The sequence below is a fragment of the Arthrobacter sp. N1 genome (assembly GCF_048288285.1).
Lineage (GTDB): Bacteria > Actinomycetota > Actinomycetes > Actinomycetales > Micrococcaceae > Arthrobacter_D.
Genome location: NZ_CP102608.1, coordinates 2948528 through 2968031, shown reverse-complemented (window position 1 = coordinate 2968031; position 19504 = coordinate 2948528). Strand labels below are relative to the sequence as shown.

Genomic DNA, 19504 nt, shown 5'->3' with positions numbered 1-19504 from the left:
TGTGCCTCCTAGCTGGGATCCGCGATGACGAGGGTCTTGATGCAGTTGTCGAGCTTGGCCGAGAACAGGTGGTACCCCTCGGCGATGTCCTCCAGCGGGATCCGGTGGGTGACGATGTCGTTCGGCTTGAGGAAGCCGTTCCGGATATGGCTGAAAAGGCGAGGCCACTGTCGTTTCACCGGTGTCTGGTTCATGCGCAGCGTGAGGCCCTTGTTGAGCGCGTCCCCGAACTTCACGGCGCTGAAGATGGGCCCGTAGGCACCGACGACGGACACCGTGCCGCCCTTACGGGCAGCGTCGATCGCCCAGTTGAGCGCGATCGGCGAACCGCCCTGCAGTTTGAGCTTGGTCCCGGTGACCTGCTGGAGGACGTTCCCGTCCGCCTCGGCCCCGACGGCGTCGATGACGACGTCGGCCCCGAGCCAATCCGTGGTCCTCTTCATCTCGACCACGATGTCGTCGTACTCCGCGAAGTTGAAGGTCTCGGCGTGGGCGAAGGTGCGCGCCTTCTCGAGCCGGTACTCGAGGTGGTCGACGACGATCACGCGCCCCGCGCCCATCAGCCAGGCGGACTTCGCGGCGTAGAGGCCCACCGGTCCGGCACCGAGGACCACCACGGTGTCACCCTCGACGATGTCGCCGAGCTGCGCCCCGAAATAGCCCGTCGCGAGGGCGTCCGTGAGCAGCACGGCGTCCTCGCTGTCCATCCAGTCCGGGATGATGGCCGGTCCCACATCGGCGAAGGGGACGCGCACGAACTCGGCCTGCCCTCCGTCGTACCCGCCCGTGGTGTGCGAGTAGCCGTAGATGCCACCGACCGCCGTCGCATTCGGGTTGACATTGTGGCAGTTGGAGTAGAGGCCGCGTGCGCAGAAGTAGCAGGATCCGCAGTAGACGTTGAAGGGCACCATCACGCGGTCGCCGCGCTTCAGGTTCTGCACCGAGGGGCCCACTTCCTCGACCACCCCGATGAACTCGTGGCCGAACGTGTGGCCGATCCGGGTGTCCGGCATCATCCCGTGGTATAGGTGCAGGTCGGAGCCGCAGATGGCCGCCGTCGTCACCCGGATGATGGCGTCGTTCGGGTGTTCGATCGTCGGCATGGGCTTCTCTTCGACGCGGATCGTGTAGGGACCGCGGTAGACCATGGCTCTCATCCGTCGCCTCTTTCGTCGCTCGTCCGGTCAGCGTGGCACCGGACGGAGCAGCGCTTCAACAAGGAGCAGGGGACGGAAAGCGCGTGCGGAGGACCGCGGAGGGTGTTATCGCCGGCGGTCGGTAGCCGGCGTGCGGCGCGCCTGGGCGGCGAACAGCCAGCCCGCGGCCCCTGAGAGGGTGAAGCCCACGCCGACGATCCACGTCAGCCCCCACCAGAAGAAGAGGGGGACGGTCGCGGTCCCCGGCACGGCGGCCGGGCCGGCTGCCTGGACGGACACGTACAGGACGGCGGACACGAGCATGCCGCCCGGGCCCAGGATCCAGCAGAGCACCAGCCAGCCGCGCGACGAGCCCCACCCGCTGCCGAATCCCTCCCACCGGTTCCAGTGATCGCCCGTGCGCATGATGATGAGGCCGCCGATGAGCGTCCAGGTGCCGACGACGAGAAGAGCCGCGACCACGTCCGCCGGACGATGCCACAGGTTGATGAACGTGGCCACCCCGGCGAGGACGGAGTAGGCACCACCCGCAGCGGCGGCGAAGGGACGCCAGCGGGGGGTCATGATGATGAAGACGGCCGCTGCCGCCGATGCCGCCAGAGTTGTATGCCCGGAGGGTAATGAATTGAACGCGAGCGTGGCGACGCCCCGGTCCGGGCGGTCGAAGACGAGATTCTTCAGCACCTGGGTGGTCAGGTTCGAGGTGAGGACGACGGCGACGGCGACCACCGCCGCCCCGTACCGCTGCCGCCGCAGCACCACGAAGAGGATGGCCGCCGCGGCGAGGACCACGGAGATGGCGGGAAGCGTGTCGAGGAACCGCAGGAAGGGCAGTTGCGTGTCCGGCGCCGCCACCCCTGCCTCCTGCCAGGCCGACTCGTCCGCGAACTGCCCCGTCGTGGTCCGGACGAAGGCCCAGTAGGTCCAGCCGAGAGCCGCCGCGCAGGCGGCTGCGGCCAGCACGAAGACGAACGGCGAGCGCGCCGCCCGGGCCGTCGTCCTGGTCCGCTGCGTGGTCATCGGTCAATCGTTCCACATCGACCTCGGAGTTCCGTCACCGTCCTGTGACCTCGTCCTGAGGCGTGTCCGCCTGCCGTTCCGGGGCCGCGGGGGGCTGCCGTAGCCTGAGGGCGTGACGCCACCGACCGCACCCCTGCCCCTGCCGTCGCTCGGGGACCTGCTGTCCTCGGCCCGCGTGGTGTCCATCCCCATGCGGGTGAAGTTCCGCGGCGTCCTGCATCGCGAGGCACTCCTGCTCCGGGGCCCCGCCGGCTGGGGGGAGTTCTGCCCCTTCCTCGAGTACGACGACGCCGAGTCCGCGCCGTGGCTGGCCTCCGCCGTCGAGGCGGCCTGGGCAGGGTTCCCTGCATCCGTCCGCGACTCCGTGCCGGTGAACGCGACCGTCCCCGCCGTCGGGCCCGAGGCGGTGGAGGGCGTCCTCGCCCGCTTCGGGCCGGTGGGCGCGGTCAAGGTCAAGGTGGCGGAGCGGCGACAGGACCTGCGCGACGACGTCGCCCGCGTGGCGGAGGTCCGCCGGCTCCTACCCGACGCCGGCATCAAGGTGGACGCGAACGGCGGCTGGGAGGTCGCGGAGGCGCTCACGGCACTCGATGCCCTGGCGCCGTCCGGGCTGCAGTACGTGGAGCAGCCGGTCGCCGACATCCCCGGCCTCCGGGCCGTCCGGCTGGAACTCCGGCGCCGCGGGTCCGGGATCCTCGTCGCGGCGGACGAGAGCGTCCGGCGGCAGGAGGATCCGCTGCTGGTCGCGCGCGAGGATGCGGCCGACGTCCTCGTGGTCAAGGCCGCACCGCTCGGGGGAGTGCGGCGGGCGCTCGACATCATCCGCCGGGCCGGGCTGCCGGCCGTGGTCAGTTCCGCCCTGGACACCTCGGTGGGGATCCGTTCGGGCGTCGCGCTCGCGGCAGCGCTGCCCGACCTGCCGTTCGCCTGCGGCCTGGCCACGGTCTCGCTCATGGAGGGCGACGTCACGGACGCCTCGCTGGTGCCCGAGGGCGGTCACCTGCCCGTGCGTGACGTCGACGTGCGTGAAGAACGACTGCTGCGGTTCGCAGCCGACGGAGACCGTCGGTCCTGGTGGCTGGAGCGGCTCGCCCGGACCCATGCGGTCCTCGCAGCGCGGGACCGGAGGTCCGCCGCGGGCGACGCGGAGTGACCACACGCAGGGAGGACGCGGTCGATGCGAGCGGTCCGGGGTGGACCGTCCAGCGTCGTCGTGGGAGGAACACCCCGTGACGGCTTCAGCAGCCGAGGCCCGGCCCCGGACCGCGGTGCTCGACGCGGCGCTGCGGGATGCGGTGCTCCCCGCAGGCTGACGGGCAGGCCCTGTTCCGGCGTCGTTAACCCGGCGTTCACCGGCACGCACCACGGCTGTTCAGGTGGTCTCGGCAGGGTGAGGGGCGAACGCCGTTCATCTTCTTGAGAGGTACCACCCCCATGACTGACACCACGCGCCGCCTGCTGCCCATGCTCGGCCACACCAAGGGCAAGCGCAGTGCCGTGACCTGCGCCCTGAAGTGTGACAATGCGTGCTCCGACGCGGTCTGCAACACGTCGAGGAACACCTACTTCCGTGACATCGCCGGCAGCGAGTTCTCGCGCCGCAGCGCGCTCGGCGTGGGCGCTGCCGGAGCACTGACGCTCCTGGTCGGCACCCAGACCGGCGCCGGGTCCGCCGTCGCCGCCCCGGGGAGGCCCGGGAAACCGGCGGGCAAGCTGGCCTTCACCCCCATCGCCCCCGTGGACGCCCTGGTGGATGACATGACCGTTCCCGAGGGCTACGGCTGGAAGCCGGTGATCCGCTGGGGCGATCCCCTGTTCGCCGGCTCGCCGAGGTTCGACGCCGCCAACCAGACCGCAGCAGCGCAGGCGCTGCAGTTCGGCTACAACTGCGACTACACGGACATCATCGAGATCGAGGGCAGCAAGGGCCGCCGTGCCGTGCTCTTCGCGAACCACGAGTACACGAACGAGAACATCATGGTCCCGCCGACCCTCGCCGCAGCCGAGGTGCGCGGGATCGGTAAGGCCGCACACGGCTTGTCCGTCGTCGAGCTCGAGCGCAAGAACGCCAACAAGCCCTGGTCCTACGTGCAGGGTGCGGCCCTCAACCGCCGCTACCTGACCACCACGCCGTACGAGGTGACTGGCCCGGCTGCAGGCTCGGACCTCCTCAGGACCAAGGACGATCCCGAGGGCCGGACGATCCTCGGCACGCTGGGCAACTGCGCCGGCGGCACCACGCCGTGGGGCACCATCCTCTCCGGCGAGGAGAACTTCAACGGTTACTTCGTCGCGCCCGGCACGAGCGCCGGCGACCGCCGCTACGGCATCAGCAACCGTCCGACCGTCCGCGGCTGGGAGATCGACGAGCCGCGCTTCGACACCCGGAATGCCGGCTACGAGAACGAGACGAACCGCTTCGGCTACATCGTGGAGGTGGATCCTTTCGATCCCACGTCCACCCCGAAGAAGCACACGGCACTCGGCCGCTTCAAGCACGAGGGTGCGAACGTCACGGTGGCCTCCGACGGCCGGGTGGTCGCCTACATGGGCGACGACGAGCGGTTCGACTACCTCTACAAGTTCGTCTCCCGGAACCGGGTCACCCCGGGCACCAACCCTGCCGCGCGTCGCGCCAACATGACGCTGCTCAGCGAGGGCTCGCTGTACGTGGCGCGCTTCCAGGGCAACTCGGTCGCCGAGATCGACGGCACGGGCACGCTCCCCTCCGACGGCGCCTTCGACGGCGTCGGCGAGTGGTTGCCGCTCCTCATCGACAACACGTCCGTGGTGCCGGGCATGACGGCGGCCGACGTGGCCGTCTACACCCGACTGGCCGCGGACAAGGTGGGCCCCACGAAGATGGACCGCTGCGAGGACGTGGAGCCGAATCCCGTCTCCGGCAAGATCTACATCGCCTGCACCAACAACACCAACCGCGGCGTCGGCTCCACCGCGATCGCCGACGAGGCCAATCCCCGCACCCAGAACCGCGACGGCCACGTCGTGGAGATCACCGAGGCCGGCAACAACGCGACAGGCACGCGCTTCACGTGGAACCTCCTGCTCGTCTGCGGTGATCCTGCGCGCAACCCGTCCACCTACTTCGCGGGCTACCCGAAGGACAAGGTCTCGCCGATCTCCTGCCCCGACAACGTCGCCTTCGACTCCGAGGGCAACCTCTGGATCTCCACGGACGGCCAGCCCGGGACGGTGGGATTCAACGACGGCCTGTTCAAGGTCGGCCTGGTCGGCGCGGAGCGCGGCCGTGTGCAGCAGTTCCTCGCGGTCCCGCGCGACGCCGAGACCTGCGGGCCCGTCATCCGGGACCAGGAGGGCAGTGTGTTCGTGGCCGTGCAGCACCCGGGGGAGGACGGGACGTGGGCCGAGCAGGCATCGCTCTTCCCGGACTACGTGCCGCTCGGGGCCCTGCCCCGCAAGGGTGAGGCAGCCGTTCCCCGCCCCTCGGTGGTGCAGGTGTTCCGCGGCGCGGAGGCTCCGGCCGAGGACCACAGGGGACGCGGCCGCCGCTCGCCCGGCAAGGCCCGGCCGAAGTCCGGCATCAGCGAATCGCGCGGGACCAGCGACGGCAAGTAGCGCCGTCCCCGACCCGGACGGCCCACGCACCCCCTCCCCGTCGGGAGGGGGTGCGTTCGCGTCCGGGATGTGAGGATGGAGAGGTGACCGACTCAGAGATGTCCCCTCCAGCCCCCCTCGGTTCCGCCGTGACGGCGGCCCGGGCCGTGCGGGCCCTGGTGGCGGGCGGTGTGACCGACGTCGTCGTCGCCCCCGGATCCCGCAGCGCCCCGCTCGCCTACGCGCTCGCCGAGGCGGAGGCCGAGGGGCTCGTCCGGCTGCACGTGCGCATCGACGAGCGGTCCGGAGGCTTCGCGGCGCTCGGCCTGGCGCTCGGCGGACAGCGGCCGGCGGCCGTCGTGACGACGTCGGGCACGGCGGTGGGCGAGCTGCTTCCCGCCGTGATGGAGGCGAACCATGCCGCGGTGCCCCTCGTGGTCGTCTCCGCGGACCGGCCCGGCGAGCTCCGAGGGACCGGCGCGAACCAGACGACGGTGCAGCCCGGACTGTTCGGCGTCCACGTGCGCGCGGGCGTCGATGTGGGCGCGGGGGAGGATCCCACGAGCCTCATCGGCGACGTGCTGCGCGCCGCGCTCGGGCGGCCGGACGACGGTGCGGCGACCAGCCCGGCCGGTCCGGTGCACCTCAACCTCGCCTTCCGCGACCCCCTGGTGCCGGACGCGGACGACCTGGACGTCCTCCGATCTGCCCGGCCCGTACAGGCGGAAGGGCGGACGGCCGCCGCGAACGGGTGGGATGGTGGGGGTGGGTCCGTCGTCGGATCGGCGTCACCGGCCGGCTCGGGAACGCCCGAGTCCGCCGCGCAGGTGTCGACGCGCCCGGTGGGCGCGTCCCGCTCCGACCTCCCCACGGACGGTCAGGGAACGACGGTCGTCGTCGCCGGACACGGTGCCGGCGAGGTGGCCGCGGTGTTCGCCGCCCACCTGGACCTGCCGCTGCTGGCCGAGCCGTCGTCGAACGCGCGTTTCGGCAGCAGTGGCATCCCGGCCTACCGCCTGCTGCTCGAGCATCTCGGCCCGTCGATCACCCGCGTGGTCACGTTCGGGCGGCCCACGCTGTCCCGTCCGGTGACCGCGCTCCTCGCCCGGGCCGACGTCGAGCACGCGCTGTACCTGCCCGAGCCCGTGGCCTGGTTCGAGGAGGGGCGCCGGACCGAACGCATCATCGACGACCTGCCCGGCCTGATCGCCTTCGCGGGTCGCGGGGCGGAGGGCTGGCTCGGGCGCTGGCGCGAGGCAGGGGCAGCGGCCGACGCCGCCATCCGCTCGCTCCTGGTCGACGAGGAGCGGATGACGGGACTCGACGTGGCCGATGCCGTCTGGGAGCACACCGACGGCAACCTGGTGCTGGGGTCCTCCAACCCCATCCGGGACATGGATCTGATCGCCTCGACCGGCTGGCATCCGCTCGAGGTCTTCGCCAACCGCGGGCTGGCCGGGATCGACGGCACCCTCTCGGCCGCGAGCGGCGTGGCGCTCGCGGCGGGCATCCCGACCCGCGTCCTCCTCGGTGATCTCACGTTCCTGCACGACGTCGGTGGCCTGCTCCTCGGCAGCGGCGAACCGCAGCCGGACCTGCACATCGTGGTCCTCAACGACGGCGGCGGCGGGATCTTCGGCCTGCTCGAGCACGGTGCCGAGGCGACGACGGCGCGGTACGGCGCCGCCGTCGAACGCCTGTTCGGAACCCCGCACACCGTGGACGTGGCCGCGCTCGCGGCCGCCTACGGACTCCGGTACGAGCGCGCCACGACGCTGGACGAGCTGGATACGGCGATGGAGCGGCCCATCTCGGGCCGCTCCATCCTCGAGGTGCGCACCGACCGCAGCACCCTCCGGGACCTCCACGCACGGATCCGCCGGGCGGTGGCGGACGTGACGGTCTCCTAGCTAGAGCACCTTCGACAGGAAGAGCTTCGTCCGCTCGTGCTGCGGGTCCCCGAGGACGTCCTCGGGCCTGCCCTGCTCCACCACGACGCCGCCGTCCATGAACACCACGCGGTCCCCGACCTCACGGGCGAAGCCCATCTCGTGCGTCACGACCATCATCGTCATGCCCTCGCGGGCGAGCTGCTTCATGACCTCCAGCACGTCGCCGACGAGTTCGGGGTCCAGGGCGCTGGTCGGCTCGTCGAAGAGCATCATGTCCGGGTCCATCGACAGGGCCCGGGCGATGGCGACCCGCTGCTGCTGGCCGCCCGAGAGCTGGGCAGGGAAGGCATCCGCCTTCTCGGAGAGGCCCACCTTGGCGAGGTTGCGCCGGGCCACCTCGACGGCCTCGGCCCTGCCCCGCTTCTTGGCCCGCTGCTGCGCGAGGGTGAGGTTCTTCAGCACGCTGAGGTGCGGGAAGAGGTTGAACTGCTGGAACACCATGCCGATGCGCGTGCGGACGTCGTCGAGGTCCGTCTCGCGGTCCGTGATGTCGATGCCCTCCACCATGACGGTGCCGGAGGTGGGCTCCTCCAGCCGGTTGACGCAGCGCAGGAGGGTGGACTTCCCGGAGCCCGAGGGGCCGATCACGCAGACCACCTCGCCCTGGTCCACATGGAAGTCGATGCCCTTGAGCACCTCGTTCTCGCCGAAGTTCTTGCACAGTGCGCGGATCTCGATCGCTGGCACCGCCGTGGTGCCCGGAGCTGCATGCGCCACGGGGATCACCGGCCTCTCTTGTTGTGTCGTTCGAGCTTCGCGACCAGCTGCGTGAGCGGGAGCGTGATGACCAGGTAGAGCAGTGCTGCCACCACCAGGGGCGTCGCGTTCGCCGAGTTCGTCAGGGAGTCGCGGGCGAAGGTCGTGAGTTCACGGTCGCCGATCGCCATACCCGCGATGAAGAGCAGCGAGGTGTCCTTGATGAGGATCACGAGCTCGTTCGTCAGGGGAGGGGTGATGATGCGGAACGCCTGCGGGAGCACGACGGTGACCAGCGTCCACGTGGAACCCATGCCGAGGGACCGCGCGGCTTCGACCTGACCCTTGGGCACGGCCTCGATGCCTGCCCTGATGGTCTCGGCGATGTACGCCGCCGAGACCACGATCAGGCCGATCAGGCCGGCACCCACGCTGCCGCCCGGTGCCTGCCACTGGAACGCGATCGGCACCGCGAAGGCGAAACCGAAGATCACGAGCAGGGCGGGCAGCCCGCGGAAGAGTTCGATGTAGCCGGTCGCGAGCCAGCGGTACGGCAGGACGGGGGAGAGCTTCATCAGCGCCAGGAGGAGCCCGAACAGCATGCCGCCCACGAAGGCGATCGCCGTGTAGACGATGGTGTTCTTCGCCGCGATGGTGAGGATCTCGGGGAAGGCCGACCGCGCCACGTCGATGTTGAAGAAGTAGGGCTGGATCCTCCCCCAGTCCGCGGACAGGAGGACGAAGAGGATGACTGCTGCGAAGATCGCGTAGAGGACGCCCTGCGTGAGGCGTCTGCGTGTAGAGCGTTTCACGCGGAGGAACTACCTTCCTTCGAAGGAGATGGGGCCCGTGCGGCGCCGTCGTCGACGCCGCACGGGCTGCGGTGGTTCTACTCCGAGAAGTAGGTGTCGTAGATGTCCTGGTACGTGCCGTTGTCGCGCAGCGCGGTCAGCTGCTCGTTGACGGCGGTCACGAGCTCCTCACTGCCTTCCTTGGCCATGATGAAACCGTACTGCTCGTCCGTGGGCAGTTCCTCGGCGATGGTGAAGGCGCCGTCCTCGGTGTGGCCGAGGTTGACCGGGAGGTCCTGGAGGAGCGCGTCGACGTTGCCCGCCTGGATCGCGGCGTACATCTCGGCATCGGAGGGGTACTGGACGAGCTCGGCCTCGGGGGCGTTCTGCTCCGCGTAGAGGGCGCCGGTGGTGCCCTGCTGGACGCCGACCTTCTTGCCGGCGAGGTCGTCGATGGAGGCGATGTCCGAGTCCTCGGGCACGAGGACGGACTGCAGGGAGTCGTAGTAGGGATCGGAGAAGGCGAGGTTCGCCTGGCGCTCCTCCGTGATGGTCACGGCGCTCGCGCCGATGTCGCACTGGCCGGCGCCGAGGACGGCCCCACTCTGGAGCCCGTCGAAGCCGACGTCCTGGACGGCGAGCTCGAGGCCCATCCCGGTGGCGATCTCCCGCATCAGGTCCATGTCGAACCCGGTGTACTCGCCGTTCTCCTCGTACTCGAAGGGCGGGTAGGGGATGTCCGAGCAGACCGTCAGCGAGCCCTCGGAGACGAGGCTCAGACCGCCGGCCTCCCCGGAGGCGGTGCCGGAGCCGGCGTCGTCGGAGCCTCCACCGCAGGCGCTGAGCGCGAGGGTGCCGGCGGCCAGGGCGGCCAGCAGTGCGTAGTTCTTGGAAAGCATGGGTGCCTCACTTGTGCGGACGTGATGGATCGGAAAAAGGTCCTGCTGATTCTAGCGACGAAAGAGAGATGTGCGTCACAGGCTACAGGCATTGCCTATAGGTAACCAAGGGTCAGGACGGGGCGGTCAGGCCCAGCGCCTCGATCATCGGCCTGAACTTGCTCCAGGTCTCCGCCAGCTCTGCAGCGGGCTGTGACCCCTCGACGATCCCGCACCCGGCATAGAGGCGCACGCGCGTCGGGGTCTCGACCACCGCACCGCGCAGCGCGATCCCCCATTCGCCGTTGCCGCCGGCGTCGATCCAGCCGACGGGCCCCGCGTACGGACCCCGCTGCAGGTGCTCCAGCTCCCGGATGAGCGCTCCCGCGACCGTCGTCGGCGTGCCGCACACCGCAGCGGTCGGGTGGAGGGCCTGGACGAGGGCGAGCGACGTCGGGACCTGGCCGCGGTCGTCGACGGCGAGCTGCGCGGTGACGTCCGACGCGAGGTGCCAGACGTTGGGCAGCTGGAGCACGAAGGGCTCGCTGTGGGACGTCATGGAGCTCGTGAAGGGCTGCAGGGTCTCGGTGAGCGAGTCGATGGCGATCTGGTGTTCGTGGAGCTGCTTGTCCGAGCCGGCGAGCACCCTCGTGGGGTAGCCGGGGTCATCGAGGGGCGCACCGGCGCGGTCCAGTGTCCCCGCGAGCACGCGTGCCTGCGCGGTGTTGTTCTCCACCTTGATGAGCATCTCGGGCGTGGATCCGATCAGGCCGTCGACGGCATAGGTCCAGCAGTCCTCGTAGCGCACCGCCAGTTCCCGCAGGACCTGGGCCGTGGCGACGGGCGATGCGAGGTGGGCGACGACGTCGCGGGCCAGCACCACCTTGCTGAGCTCGCCGCCCTGCACGTGCTTGACGCCCTCCTCGACGGCGAGCTCGTACTGCTCCTCGCTGAGCACCCCGGGGCCGAGGTGGTCCGCGGGATCGGGGGAGCGGTCGGCGTCCGGTTCGACGAGATAGGCGGCCAGCGCCGCCTCGGCCGCCTCCGCGCTGAGCTCGGCGCCGGCGTCGTCCGTGATGTAGGTCAGCCAGGTCCGCCCCTCGCTGCAGCCGATGACCACCTCGGGGACGATCAGGCGGGACTCGTGGGACGACGTCTTGGAGAAGGCGAAGGACCCGAAGGCGATCAGGCCGGTTCCGGGTACGCCGAGATCATCCTGCACCTCGGCGCCGGCCAGCTCCCGGCGCCACCACTCCTGCGCCTGCGTGAAACGGTCCGGGCCGGTGGTGGTGAAGCGGGCCGTCTCGCCGTAGGCCACGAGGCCGCCGCCGCGCCGGATCCAGGTGTGCGCATCGTTGCGTACCACGTACTCGAGAAGGCCGGACTGCGGATCCATGTCGCCGCGTGCCACCGTGATGCTGCGGAGCCCGCGGGACTGTCCGGGCGCAGGCGTCAGCGCGGTGAGGGACGGAGTGCTCATGATGGTCCAAGCGTACTCCGGCGGCTCCGGCCCGCTTCCTGCGGGAAGGTCGCCCTGCGCCGTGAGGTTCGGCACGTCCCGGCGCGTGCGCCCGCGTCCCGGCGGGCGCGGGCCTGCGGACCCTACCGTGCCGGTCGGGCATCGCGGCAATGTTTGAGACACTGGGGGAGTGAATCGTGCATCGCTGGAGAAGCGCCCTGACGAAGTAGCAGCCATGTTCGACGACGTGGCGCCCAAGTACGACGTCGTCAACGACGTCCTGTCGATGGGACAGACGCGTCGATGGCGCCGGATCGTCGTCGACGCGGTCGGAGCCGAACCGGGCCAGCGGGTCCTGGACCTCGCGGCCGGCACGGGCACCTCGAGCGAGCCCTACGCGGACGCAGGGGTCGACGTCGTCGCCTGCGACTTCTCGCTCGGCATGCTGAAGGTGGGCAAGCGCCGCCGCCCGGACATCGACTTCGTCGCCGGGGACGCCACCAACCTCCCGTTCGCGGACAACTCCTTCGACGCCTCGACCATCTCCTTCGGGCTCCGCAACGTCAACGAGCCGAAGAAGGCGCTCGCCGAGATGCTGCGCGTCACGCGGCCCGGCGGACGCCTCGTGATCGCCGAGTTCTCCCAGCCCACCGTGGCCCTCTGGCGCACCACCTACACCGAGTACCTCATGCGGGCCCTGCCGGCGATAGCGCGGAAGGTCAGTTCGAATCCGGACGCCTACGTGTACCTCGCCGAGTCCATCCGGGCGTGGCCCGACCAGGACGCTCTCGCCGCCTGGATCAGTGACAGCGGCTGGAACGACGTCGAGTACCGGAACCTCAACGGCGGGATCGTCGCCGTGCACCGCGCCGTCAAGGCTCCCGCAGCGCCCGGCGAGGAACCGCTCCTCCCGGGCCAGGTCCGGCTGACCCGACGCACGTCGGCGGCGGGCTAGATGTCCGTCCTGATCGTCGGCGCCGGTCCGGCCGGGTCCACCGCGGCCTACTACCTGGCGAGCGCGGGTATCGAGGTCACGGTCCTCGAGAAGACCTGGTTCCCCCGGGAGAAGGTGTGCGGCGACGGACTCACGCCCCGTGCCACGCGGGAGCTGCAGCTCCTCGGCCTCCCGCACGACGAGAGTGAGGGATGGCGGCGCAACAGGGGACTCCGCCTGATCGCCGGCAAGCGCACTGTGGAGGTGCCCTGGCCCGAGTTGAGCGACTTCCCCGACTACGGGCTGGTCCGCACCCGCCTCGGCTTCGACGAGGCCCTCGCCGAGCACGCTCGCTCGGCCGGCGCAACGATTCTCGAGGGTCACTCCGTGTCCACGGCTCTCCGCGACGAGACCGGTCGCGTCACGGGCGTGACCGTGAACCTGCTCGACGCCGACGGCCGGAAGACCGGCGAGACGCGGGATTTCACGGCCGACGTCGTCCTGGCGGCCGACGGCAACTCCACCCGCACCGCGGTGAGTCTCGGCATGCAGAAGCGCGACGACCGCCCCCTCGGGGTCGCCGTGCGCACCTACTTCACGAGCCCGCGCACGAACGACGACTGGATGGAGGGCTGGCTCGAGCTGCCGGACGCCACCGGGAAACCGCTGCCCGGGTACGGCTGGGTCTTCGGCGTCGGGGACGGAACCTCCAACGTCGGGCTCGGCATCCTCAACTCCTCCGCCGAGTTCGGGAAGCTGGACTACAAGCAGGTCCTGCGTGACTGGACCGGCGGCATGCCCGCCGAGTGGGGCTTCACGCCCGAGAACCAGGTCGGCGAGATCCGGGGGGCGGCCCTGCCCATGGGCTTCAACCGCACGCCGCACTACAGTCCCGGACTACTGCTCCTCGGCGACGCCGGCGGCATGGTCTCGCCCTTCAACGGTGAGGGCATCTCCTACGCCATGGAATCGGCACGCTATGCCGCCGAGTTCATCGAGCGGTCCCGGTCCGTCTCCTCGCCGCTCGGCCGCGACCAGGTCATGTCGGCCTACGCACCCTACGTCCGCGAGCAGTGGGGCAGCCACTTCACGCTGGGCCGGATCTTCGCCCAGCTGATCGGCAAGCCGGCCATCCTCTCCCTCGCGCTGCGCACGGGCATGCCCGTCCCGCTGCTCATGCGGTTCGTGGTCCGGATGCTCGCCAACCTGACCGACGCCGGAGGTCGCGGCTTCGAGGACCGCGTGATCCATCTGCTCGAGTCCCTCGTCCCGCCCACCACCAACCAGCCGTCCGTCATGGGCACCCTTCGTGCGCATGGCGCCGTCGCACGTGGTTAGTCTTAGACCGTGACACAATCCTTCAACTCCGGATGGGCCAGCGTGGGCCGGGGCAGCGCGCTGGACACGGCGGACATCGCGGACGACTCCGAGGCCCTGCGCCTGCCTCCCGGGTTCGCCCTCATCGCCGAGGACCCGGACCTGGGGCCGTCGGTCTCGTCCTGCCTCGCCGAGGTGGAGAAGCAGCTCCGCGGAGCCATCGCCAACTCGGACCCCCTCGCCGACGCCACGAGCCGCCACCTCGTCGAGGCGGGCGGCAAGCGCATCCGGCCCCTGCTGACCATCCTCGCCTCGCACCTCGGCAACCCGACCCGCGCGAAGGTGGTCCAGGCCGCCGTCGTCGTCGAACTGACCCACCTCGCCACGCTGTACCACGACGACGTCATGGACTCCGCGCCCTACCGCCGCGGCGCCCCCACCGCGCACGAGGTCTGGGGCAACTCCGTCGCGATCCTCACGGGTGACCTCATCTTCGCTCGCGCCTCCATCCTCGTGTCCGAACTCGGCGGGGAGGCCCTCGGCATCCAGGCCCGCACCTTCGAGCGGCTCTGCCTCGGGCAGCTGCACGAGACCGTCGGTCCCCGCCACGGCCAGGACGACCTCGAGCACTACCTCTCCGTGATCGCGGACAAGACCGGTTCCCTCGTCGCCGCCTCCGGGCAGCTCGGCGCGCTCTTCGCGGACACCCCGCGCGAGGTCGTCGACGTCATGGTGTCCTACGGCGAGAAGGTCGGTGTCGCCTTCCAGCTCGCGGACGACGTCATCGACGTGACCGGCCTGAAGGTGAAGTCCGGCAAGGCTCCGGGGACAGATCTCAGAGAGGGTGTCCCCACCCTTCCGGTGATCCTCCTGCGCCGCGCCGCTGCTGCGGGAGACAGCTCGGCGGCCGACGTCCTCGCCCTCGTCGACGGCGACCTGACCTCCGACGAGGCGCTGGCCGAGGCCGTCGCCGCCGTCCGTTCACACCCGCAGACGCAGGCCGCCTGGGCCGTGGCGCAGCGGTGGGCGGACGACGCCGTCGCCGCCCTCGAGCCGCTGCCGGACAGCGTGGTGAAGCAGGCGCTGGCCAGCTTCGCGCAGGCGGTCGTCAGCCGGGACGTCTAGCGGTCCTTCGCGTCGGCGTCGGCCCTGCGGCGTTCCGTCTGCCTCGGCCCCGTTGTGCTCCGTCGGTTGCGCCCGCCCGCTCTGCTACGGCTCGTCTGCGTCAGGCGGGCGCTCGTTCACTCCTTCTGCCGGAGGAGCCGTCCTGCAGCGGTGTGTCACCGTCCGACACGCGTGTGGGTCAACCTGAACCGCGAACGAAGGCGCAGAGGCACCTCGGCCGTGATCCATTCATCGGGGGCCTCCGATGCGCGCTCGCGCACATAGCGCGGTCGACGGGATGAAGAAATGGGAGCAGGTCCTGTACTCGACGCATGAGACTTGTTCAGGTCCTGACGGCCCTCGGCGGCGTTGCCCCTACCCACAGGCTGCTTGAACGCGGGATCAGCCGGCGCGGGCTCTCCTGTGCGCTCGACGGCGGCGAGGTCGTGCGTGTGCGCAGGGGAGTTATCGCCACCCCGCAGGCGCCCGCAGATTTCATCGCGGCAGTCACCCTGCACGCGCGATTGACCTGCGTTTCCGCTGCCGATCGGGCCGCCCTCCGCCGGGATCGACGGCGGAACAACACCGCCATGCCCAGCGGCTACGCAGTCCTGCGCTTCTGCTACGCGGACGTGATGTACCACCAGTCAGAGTTGCTCGCGCAGGTGCTGTCAGCTGTTGGAGGCCGACCTGTTCGATGAGCGCTCGTTCGATCGCGCCTTACGAACTCGTGCGCAGCTACGGACGGCATGTCGCACCACGACGCGCCTTGTCGGAGCCAGAAATGAACGACGGCACGTGCGGTCCGCGTACGAGGAGCGACGCGTGCACCAGGCGACGGCTCCGCTGGGGGCCTCGACACCGCAGCCGCCGGGGTATTTTGGGGGCTACGCCGTCGGGAGGAAGGCCCTGAGCTCGTCGGCCTTCCGCGCCCGGACGGCGGGATCGACGATGGGGCGCTTCGGGGTGAAGTAGAAGCCGTCGTCGTGCCACCGCGGCAGGATGTGCTGGTGGTAGTGCCAGACGTGCTGGCTGCCTGCGGGCTCGTTGTGCTGCCGGGTCGAGACACCGTCCGGTTCCCAGGCCAGCTTGATCGCGACGGCGATGTCCCGGGTGAGCGTCATGATGCGGGCGGCGACGGCGTCGGGCAGTTCGTACAGCAGTTCGACGTGCTCACGGGGCGTGACAAGCACATGACCCGGGTTCGGCTCGAAGCCGTGCGAGGCGATGAATGCCAACACGAGGTCGTCCGCATAGATGACGTCCCCGGGCCGGCACAGGTTCTTCGGGTTGCCGAAGTCCCCGCGCGCCAGGTCGCAGAACGGGCACCGGTAGCCTTCGGGGGCGTGATGGACGAACTCCATCAGTTCTCCTCGTCCTCCTCGAAGACCCACTCGAAGAGATCCAGCACGTACTCGGTGAAGGTGCCCTCCTCGCTCTGCCACTCCCCGCGGGCATTGTTGCGCCGCCAGACGATCGGATCCGGGACGTCGAGCTGCTCCACCCTCATACCCCAGGTGTACTGCTCGTCCTCATCCTCGAGGAACAACAGGAAACCGTCCTCGATCTCGAGCTCGTCCGGGTCCCAGAAGAAGTGGAAGGCCTCCATGATGTCCTCGGTGGCACCCACGGCGCGGTAGAACTCGTGGAGCGCCAGAGGCAGCTCGAAGTCCTTGCCCTCGAGCATCTCGGCGAGCTCGTCCTCGGTCAGCCCGTCTTCCTCGGCCCACTCGTCCTCGAAGTACGAGGGCACCAGGGCGCGGAATTTGTCGGAAAACAGCTCAGTCACAGGTACTCCAGGAGTGGTGGCGGGGATGCGTCCATCCTAGCCGTCGGGCTGCACGCGCGGGCTACCTCCGTGCGCTCCAGGTGCGGGACGCGAGCGGGGCATGCCAGCCGTACCGCCAGGCGAGGACGCGCAGCGAGAACACGAGCGACGCCGCCAGCATGCCCGTGACGATCGTGAAGGTCCCGGTCAGGTAGAGGACGGTGACGACGACGGCGCCGAGCATCGCGGGCAGCGCGTAGATGTCACGCGGGTCGAAGAGCTGCGGGATCTCGTTGGCGACGACGTCGCGCAGCAGGCCGCCGCCCACGGCGGTGGTGACGCCCAGCAGCACGGCGGAGACCGGGTTGAGCCCGACGTCGAGCGCCTTCACCGTGCCCGTGATGCAGAAGAGGGCGAGGCCTGCGGCGTCGAAGATCACCAGGACGCGCTTGACCCGCTCCACCCCGGAGAAGACGAAGTACACGAGGACGGTCGCGAGCAACGGGGGGACAAGGTAGGCGGGATTGTTGAAGGCCGCAGGGGGGACATCGATGATGAGGTCGCGCGCCACTCCTCCACCGAGGGAGGCCAGCGACGCCAGCAGGAGGGATCCCACGAGGTCGAAGCCCTTGCGCGCCGCCAGCAGGGACCCGGAGACGGCGAAGAAGAAGACGCCGAGCAGGTCTGCGGCGAGGGCGATGTGCGACGCGGTGTCCATCTGGTCGAGCGGCTCCTTCTCTCACGACGACCCACGGAGGGTACGGACACCAGCGCGGGGCGTACCGCGTCGATCCGGCGAACGACAGGACGGGCTTCACCAGCATGACAGAGGCAACCCGGCTCCGCGCACCGCACTAGGCTGACCCCATGACGAGCGGATACGCAGCGGGCCCCGGGACGGTCGAGCCGAGCAGACGGGACGGCTCGTGGGCCATGCGGACGGCCTCGCGCCTGATCGGCCTCCTGCCGACGAAGCGGAACCTGAACGGGACCGACTGGGTCAACGCCACGTACCCCGGGCGGACCTACCCGTCCATCGCGGCGATCCCCTGGACCTTCAAGCAGACGCACACCATCCAGGAGAAGCGGATCGACGGGGTCCGGACCATCACCGTGCGCCCCCTGCTCGGGGCGACGAGGTCGCACATCATCTATACGCACGGCGGCATATACATCAACGAGCTCGGCCGCCCGCACTGGTGGATCATCGCCGAACTGACGAAGCGGACGGGCGCCGCGGTCACCGTGCCGCTCTACCGGCTGGCTCCGGAGAGCACCTACCGGGAGGCCTTCCCGTATCTCGTCTCCGTGTACCGGGAGGTGCTGCGCACGGCCGACCCGGCGGACGTCACCCTGATGGGGGACTCCGCCGGCGGCGGGCTGGCGGTTGCGCAGCCCTGGGCGTTCCGCGACGCAGGGCTGCCTGCACCGGGGCGGATCGTCGCGTTCTCGCCGTGGCTGGACGTGACCGGGACCAACCCCGAGATCCCGAAGTACGACGCCGTGGACCCGATGCTGTCCGTGGCGGGCGGCGTGCAGGCCGGCTTGTGGTGGGCCGGGGGAGACGACCCGAGGTCACCCCTCATCAGCCCTGCGTGCGCCCCTGACGAGATGCTGGCGACCGTCCCGCCGACCCGCATCTACCAGGGCACGCGTGATGTCTGCATGGCGGATGCGACGGTCTTCCGGGACCGCGCCGTCGCAGCGGGCGCGGACGTCACCATGACGGTGTACCCGGGCGGGTTCCACGTGTTCCCGGCCTTCCCCCGGCTGCCCGAGTCCAGGGAGGTGTACGCGGACATCGCCGCGTTCCTCGGCCGACCGGCACTTCCGTAGCTGCAGGCCCTTCGGGACCGGGCTGCTTGCGCGCTTCCGTCGCTGATGGACCCGGGGACCGAACGGCCCTGCCGCAGCCCAGGGGCTTCCCGTTGCCGCCCGGCTCTCCCGGAGGAGCCGGACGCACCGGACGGCACCGGTGCGCGGTCGGCCGGATGCACTGTCGACGGCGCACCCGACCGGGTCGGGTCAGTCCTGGCCGGAATCCCTGGAGAGGACCCACACGTTGGTGTCCCCCTGGCGTTCCACGGTCACCGTCGTGACCAGGGCGCGGATCATCGACAGACCGCGACCGGACTCGTCGTAGTCCTCCAGCAGGGCGTCCTCGCCGGGCAGCGAGGGCTCGGGCAGGTCGTCGAGGTCGGGCACCGGATCGTGCGGCGCGGCTCCGATCTCGCTGATCACCGCCGTCAGTCGCTCGGCGGACACCGTGAGCTCGACGCCGAGATGAAGGGTGGCGCCGGGTGAGGGGACACCGTGCTGCACCACGTTGCTGGCGGATTCGATCACGGCGGTGGTGAAGGCCATCTGGTCCAGCGCGGGCACGAAGGCGGCGTCCAGCCACAGTTGGTCCAGCACGCCGTGCAGATCCTCGATCGCCTGCTCCGTGGCCGGTTCCTCGAGGACGCGTCGCGCCAGGTTGTCAGTCATTGGGGAACGCTTGCTCGGCCGTCGCGTGGGGCGTCAGCACTCGGTGCATGCTGGTGAGTTCGAGCACCATGTTGACCTGCGGCTGCACGGCGGCGATCCGCAGGTCCCCGCCGGACTGCCGTGCCAGCTTGAGGCAGCCGATCAGCGCTCCGAGCCCGGACGAGTCCATGAAGGTGGTCTCGGCGAGGTTCACCACGATGCGCCGGCCACCGGCGCTGACGACGCCGTCGATGACCTCGCGGAGCTTCGGCGCAGCGACCATGTTGAGCCGTCCGCTCGGTGTGACCTCGGTGTAGCGGCCCTTGTCCTGCGTGCTGAATTCCATCTGTACGTCCTTCCGGCGGTGCTGTCCGTGGTGGTCGATC

Annotated in this window: 19 protein-coding genes; 8 read left to right on the top strand and 11 right to left on the bottom strand. The window is 70.2% G+C overall.

The genetic code is table 11. The features are described 5' to 3' along the window. Nucleotides 1–8 precede the first annotated feature (8 nt). The gene (locus tag NVV32_RS13785) at nucleotides 9–1157 is read right to left on the bottom strand and encodes a zinc-dependent alcohol dehydrogenase (protein WP_422390530.1); all 1149 of its coding nucleotides are present in this window, start codon (nucleotides 1155–1157) and stop codon (nucleotides 9–11) included. 105 nt (nucleotides 1158–1262) lie between these two features. Next, nucleotides 1263–2177, bottom strand: coding sequence for a phosphatase PAP2 family protein (locus NVV32_RS13780; RefSeq protein WP_422390529.1), 915 nt, complete (start codon nucleotides 2175–2177; stop codon nucleotides 1263–1265). A 112-nt stretch (nucleotides 2178–2289) separates the two neighbouring features. On the opposite strand from NVV32_RS13780, the gene NVV32_RS13775 reads away from it, so the two are divergent. The 3 genes from NVV32_RS13775 (at nucleotide 2290) to menD (ending at nucleotide 7663) form a co-directional block, all read left to right on the top strand. Continuing rightward, complete coding sequence (locus NVV32_RS13775; protein WP_422390528.1) at nucleotides 2290–3330, top strand: o-succinylbenzoate synthase; 1041 nt, start codon at nucleotides 2290–2292, stop codon at nucleotides 3328–3330. Between the two features lie 281 nt (nucleotides 3331–3611). Then, nucleotides 3612–5774, top strand: a complete 2163-nt coding sequence (locus NVV32_RS13770) for a PhoX family protein (protein ID WP_422390527.1) — start codon at nucleotides 3612–3614, stop codon at nucleotides 5772–5774. A gap of 98 nt (nucleotides 5775–5872) precedes the next feature. Continuing rightward, entirely contained in the window at nucleotides 5873–7663 is a 1791-nt protein-coding gene (menD, locus tag NVV32_RS13765) for a 2-succinyl-5-enolpyruvyl-6-hydroxy-3-cyclohexene-1-carboxylic-acid synthase (protein ID WP_422392054.1), read from the top strand. Here menD and NVV32_RS13760 read toward each other — a convergent pair whose 3' ends face one another. From NVV32_RS13760 to NVV32_RS13745, 4 genes are all read right to left on the bottom strand, one after another. After that, nucleotides 7664–8428, bottom strand: coding sequence for an amino acid ABC transporter ATP-binding protein (locus NVV32_RS13760; protein ID WP_414826614.1), 765 nt, complete (start codon nucleotides 8426–8428; stop codon nucleotides 7664–7666). Further along, nucleotides 8428–9213 (bottom strand): amino acid ABC transporter permease, encoded by a 786-nt coding sequence (locus NVV32_RS13755; RefSeq protein WP_055767726.1) that lies wholly within the window; start codon nucleotides 9211–9213, stop codon nucleotides 8428–8430. Before NVV32_RS13755 ends, NVV32_RS13760 begins: the two co-directional genes overlap by 1 nt. A gap of 77 nt (nucleotides 9214–9290) precedes the next feature. Next, the gene (locus tag NVV32_RS13750; protein ID WP_055767729.1) at nucleotides 9291–10091 is read right to left on the bottom strand and encodes a basic amino acid ABC transporter substrate-binding protein; all 801 of its coding nucleotides are present in this window, start codon (nucleotides 10089–10091) and stop codon (nucleotides 9291–9293) included. A 112-nt stretch (nucleotides 10092–10203) separates the two neighbouring features. Then, nucleotides 10204–11550 carry an isochorismate synthase gene (locus NVV32_RS13745; protein ID WP_422390526.1) on the bottom strand — a complete coding sequence of 449 codons (1347 nt, stop codon included), beginning with the start codon at nucleotides 11548–11550 and terminating at the stop codon, nucleotides 10204–10206. A gap of 169 nt (nucleotides 11551–11719) precedes the next feature. Between NVV32_RS13745 and NVV32_RS13740 the strand changes: the two genes are divergently transcribed. From NVV32_RS13740 to NVV32_RS13725, 4 genes are all read left to right on the top strand, one after another. Further along, nucleotides 11720–12484, top strand: coding sequence for a demethylmenaquinone methyltransferase (locus NVV32_RS13740; RefSeq protein ID WP_422390525.1), 765 nt, complete (start codon nucleotides 11720–11722; stop codon nucleotides 12482–12484). Further along, complete coding sequence (locus tag NVV32_RS13735; RefSeq protein WP_422390524.1) at nucleotides 12485–13801, top strand: geranylgeranyl reductase family protein; 1317 nt, start codon at nucleotides 12485–12487, stop codon at nucleotides 13799–13801. A gap of 9 nt (nucleotides 13802–13810) precedes the next feature. Next, complete coding sequence (locus NVV32_RS13730; RefSeq protein ID WP_422390523.1) at nucleotides 13811–14905, top strand: polyprenyl synthetase family protein; 1095 nt, start codon at nucleotides 13811–13813, stop codon at nucleotides 14903–14905. Nucleotides 14906–15216: 311 nt separating this feature from the next. Then, a complete protein-coding gene (locus NVV32_RS13725; RefSeq protein WP_422390522.1) occupies nucleotides 15217–15585 on the top strand; it encodes a hypothetical protein in 369 nt (122 codons plus the stop codon). A gap of 186 nt (nucleotides 15586–15771) precedes the next feature. On the opposite strand, the gene NVV32_RS13720 is transcribed toward NVV32_RS13725, so the two are convergent. From NVV32_RS13720 to NVV32_RS13710, 3 genes are all read right to left on the bottom strand, one after another. Next, a complete protein-coding gene (locus NVV32_RS13720; protein ID WP_055767740.1) occupies nucleotides 15772–16248 on the bottom strand; it encodes an HIT family protein in 477 nt (158 codons plus the stop codon). Then, nucleotides 16248–16673, bottom strand: coding sequence for a hypothetical protein (locus NVV32_RS13715; protein WP_055767744.1), 426 nt, complete (start codon nucleotides 16671–16673; stop codon nucleotides 16248–16250). The genes NVV32_RS13720 and NVV32_RS13715 overlap by 1 nt, the downstream gene beginning before the upstream one ends. Nucleotides 16674–16734: 61 nt before the next feature. Beyond that, entirely contained in the window at nucleotides 16735–17370 is a 636-nt protein-coding gene (locus NVV32_RS13710; RefSeq protein WP_055767746.1) for a trimeric intracellular cation channel family protein, read from the bottom strand. Nucleotides 17371–17519: 149 nt separating this feature from the next. Here NVV32_RS13710 and NVV32_RS13705 point away from each other — a divergent pair, with 149 nt between their 5' ends. Then, nucleotides 17520–18488, top strand: coding sequence for an alpha/beta hydrolase (locus tag NVV32_RS13705; RefSeq protein WP_422390521.1), 969 nt, complete (start codon nucleotides 17520–17522; stop codon nucleotides 18486–18488). A 189-nt stretch (nucleotides 18489–18677) separates the two neighbouring features. Here the strand turns inward: NVV32_RS13705 and NVV32_RS13700 are convergent, their stop codons facing one another. Both NVV32_RS13700 and NVV32_RS13695 read right to left on the bottom strand, forming a co-directional pair. Next, entirely contained in the window at nucleotides 18678–19139 is a 462-nt protein-coding gene (locus NVV32_RS13700; protein ID WP_422390520.1) for an ATP-binding protein, read from the bottom strand. After that, a complete protein-coding gene (locus NVV32_RS13695) occupies nucleotides 19132–19464 on the bottom strand; it encodes an STAS domain-containing protein (protein ID WP_055767755.1) in 333 nt (110 codons plus the stop codon). Before NVV32_RS13695 ends, NVV32_RS13700 begins: the two co-directional genes overlap by 8 nt. Between the last annotated feature and the right edge of the window lie 40 nt (nucleotides 19465–19504).

Excerpts from the sequence above, each read along its gene's own strand:
- NVV32_RS13750 (WP_055767729.1), bottom strand. The coding sequence starts at position 10,091 with ATGCTTTCCAAGAACTACGCACTGCTGGCCGCCCTGGCCGCCGGCACC.
- NVV32_RS13770 (WP_422390527.1), top strand. The coding sequence starts at position 3,612 with ATGACTGACACCACGCGCCGCCTGCTGCCCATGCTCGGCCACACCAAG.
- NVV32_RS13710 (WP_055767746.1), bottom strand. The coding sequence starts at position 17,370 with ATGGACACCGCGTCGCACATCGCCCTCGCCGCAGACCTGCTCGGCGTC.
- NVV32_RS13720 (WP_055767740.1), bottom strand. The coding sequence starts at position 16,248 with ATGGAGTTCGTCCATCACGCCCCCGAAGGCTACCGGTGCCCGTTCTGC.
- NVV32_RS13700 (WP_422390520.1), bottom strand. The coding sequence starts at position 19,139 with ATGACTGACAACCTGGCGCGACGCGTCCTCGAGGAACCGGCCACGGAG.
- NVV32_RS13745 (WP_422390526.1), bottom strand. The coding sequence starts at position 11,550 with ATGAGCACTCCGTCCCTCACCGCGCTGACGCCTGCGCCCGGACAGTCC.
- NVV32_RS13780 (WP_422390529.1), bottom strand. The coding sequence starts at position 2,177 with ATGACCACGCAGCGGACCAGGACGACGGCCCGGGCGGCGCGCTCGCCG.
- menD (WP_422392054.1), top strand. The coding sequence starts at position 5,873 with ATGTCCCCTCCAGCCCCCCTCGGTTCCGCCGTGACGGCGGCCCGGGCC.
- NVV32_RS13725 (WP_422390522.1), top strand. The coding sequence starts at position 15,217 with ATGAGACTTGTTCAGGTCCTGACGGCCCTCGGCGGCGTTGCCCCTACC.
- NVV32_RS13735 (WP_422390524.1), top strand. The coding sequence starts at position 12,485 with ATGTCCGTCCTGATCGTCGGCGCCGGTCCGGCCGGGTCCACCGCGGCC.
- NVV32_RS13785 (WP_422390530.1), bottom strand. The coding sequence starts at position 1,157 with ATGAGAGCCATGGTCTACCGCGGTCCCTACACGATCCGCGTCGAAGAG.
- NVV32_RS13705 (WP_422390521.1), top strand. The coding sequence starts at position 17,520 with ATGACGAGCGGATACGCAGCGGGCCCCGGGACGGTCGAGCCGAGCAGA.
- NVV32_RS13695 (WP_055767755.1), bottom strand. The coding sequence starts at position 19,464 with ATGGAATTCAGCACGCAGGACAAGGGCCGCTACACCGAGGTCACACCG.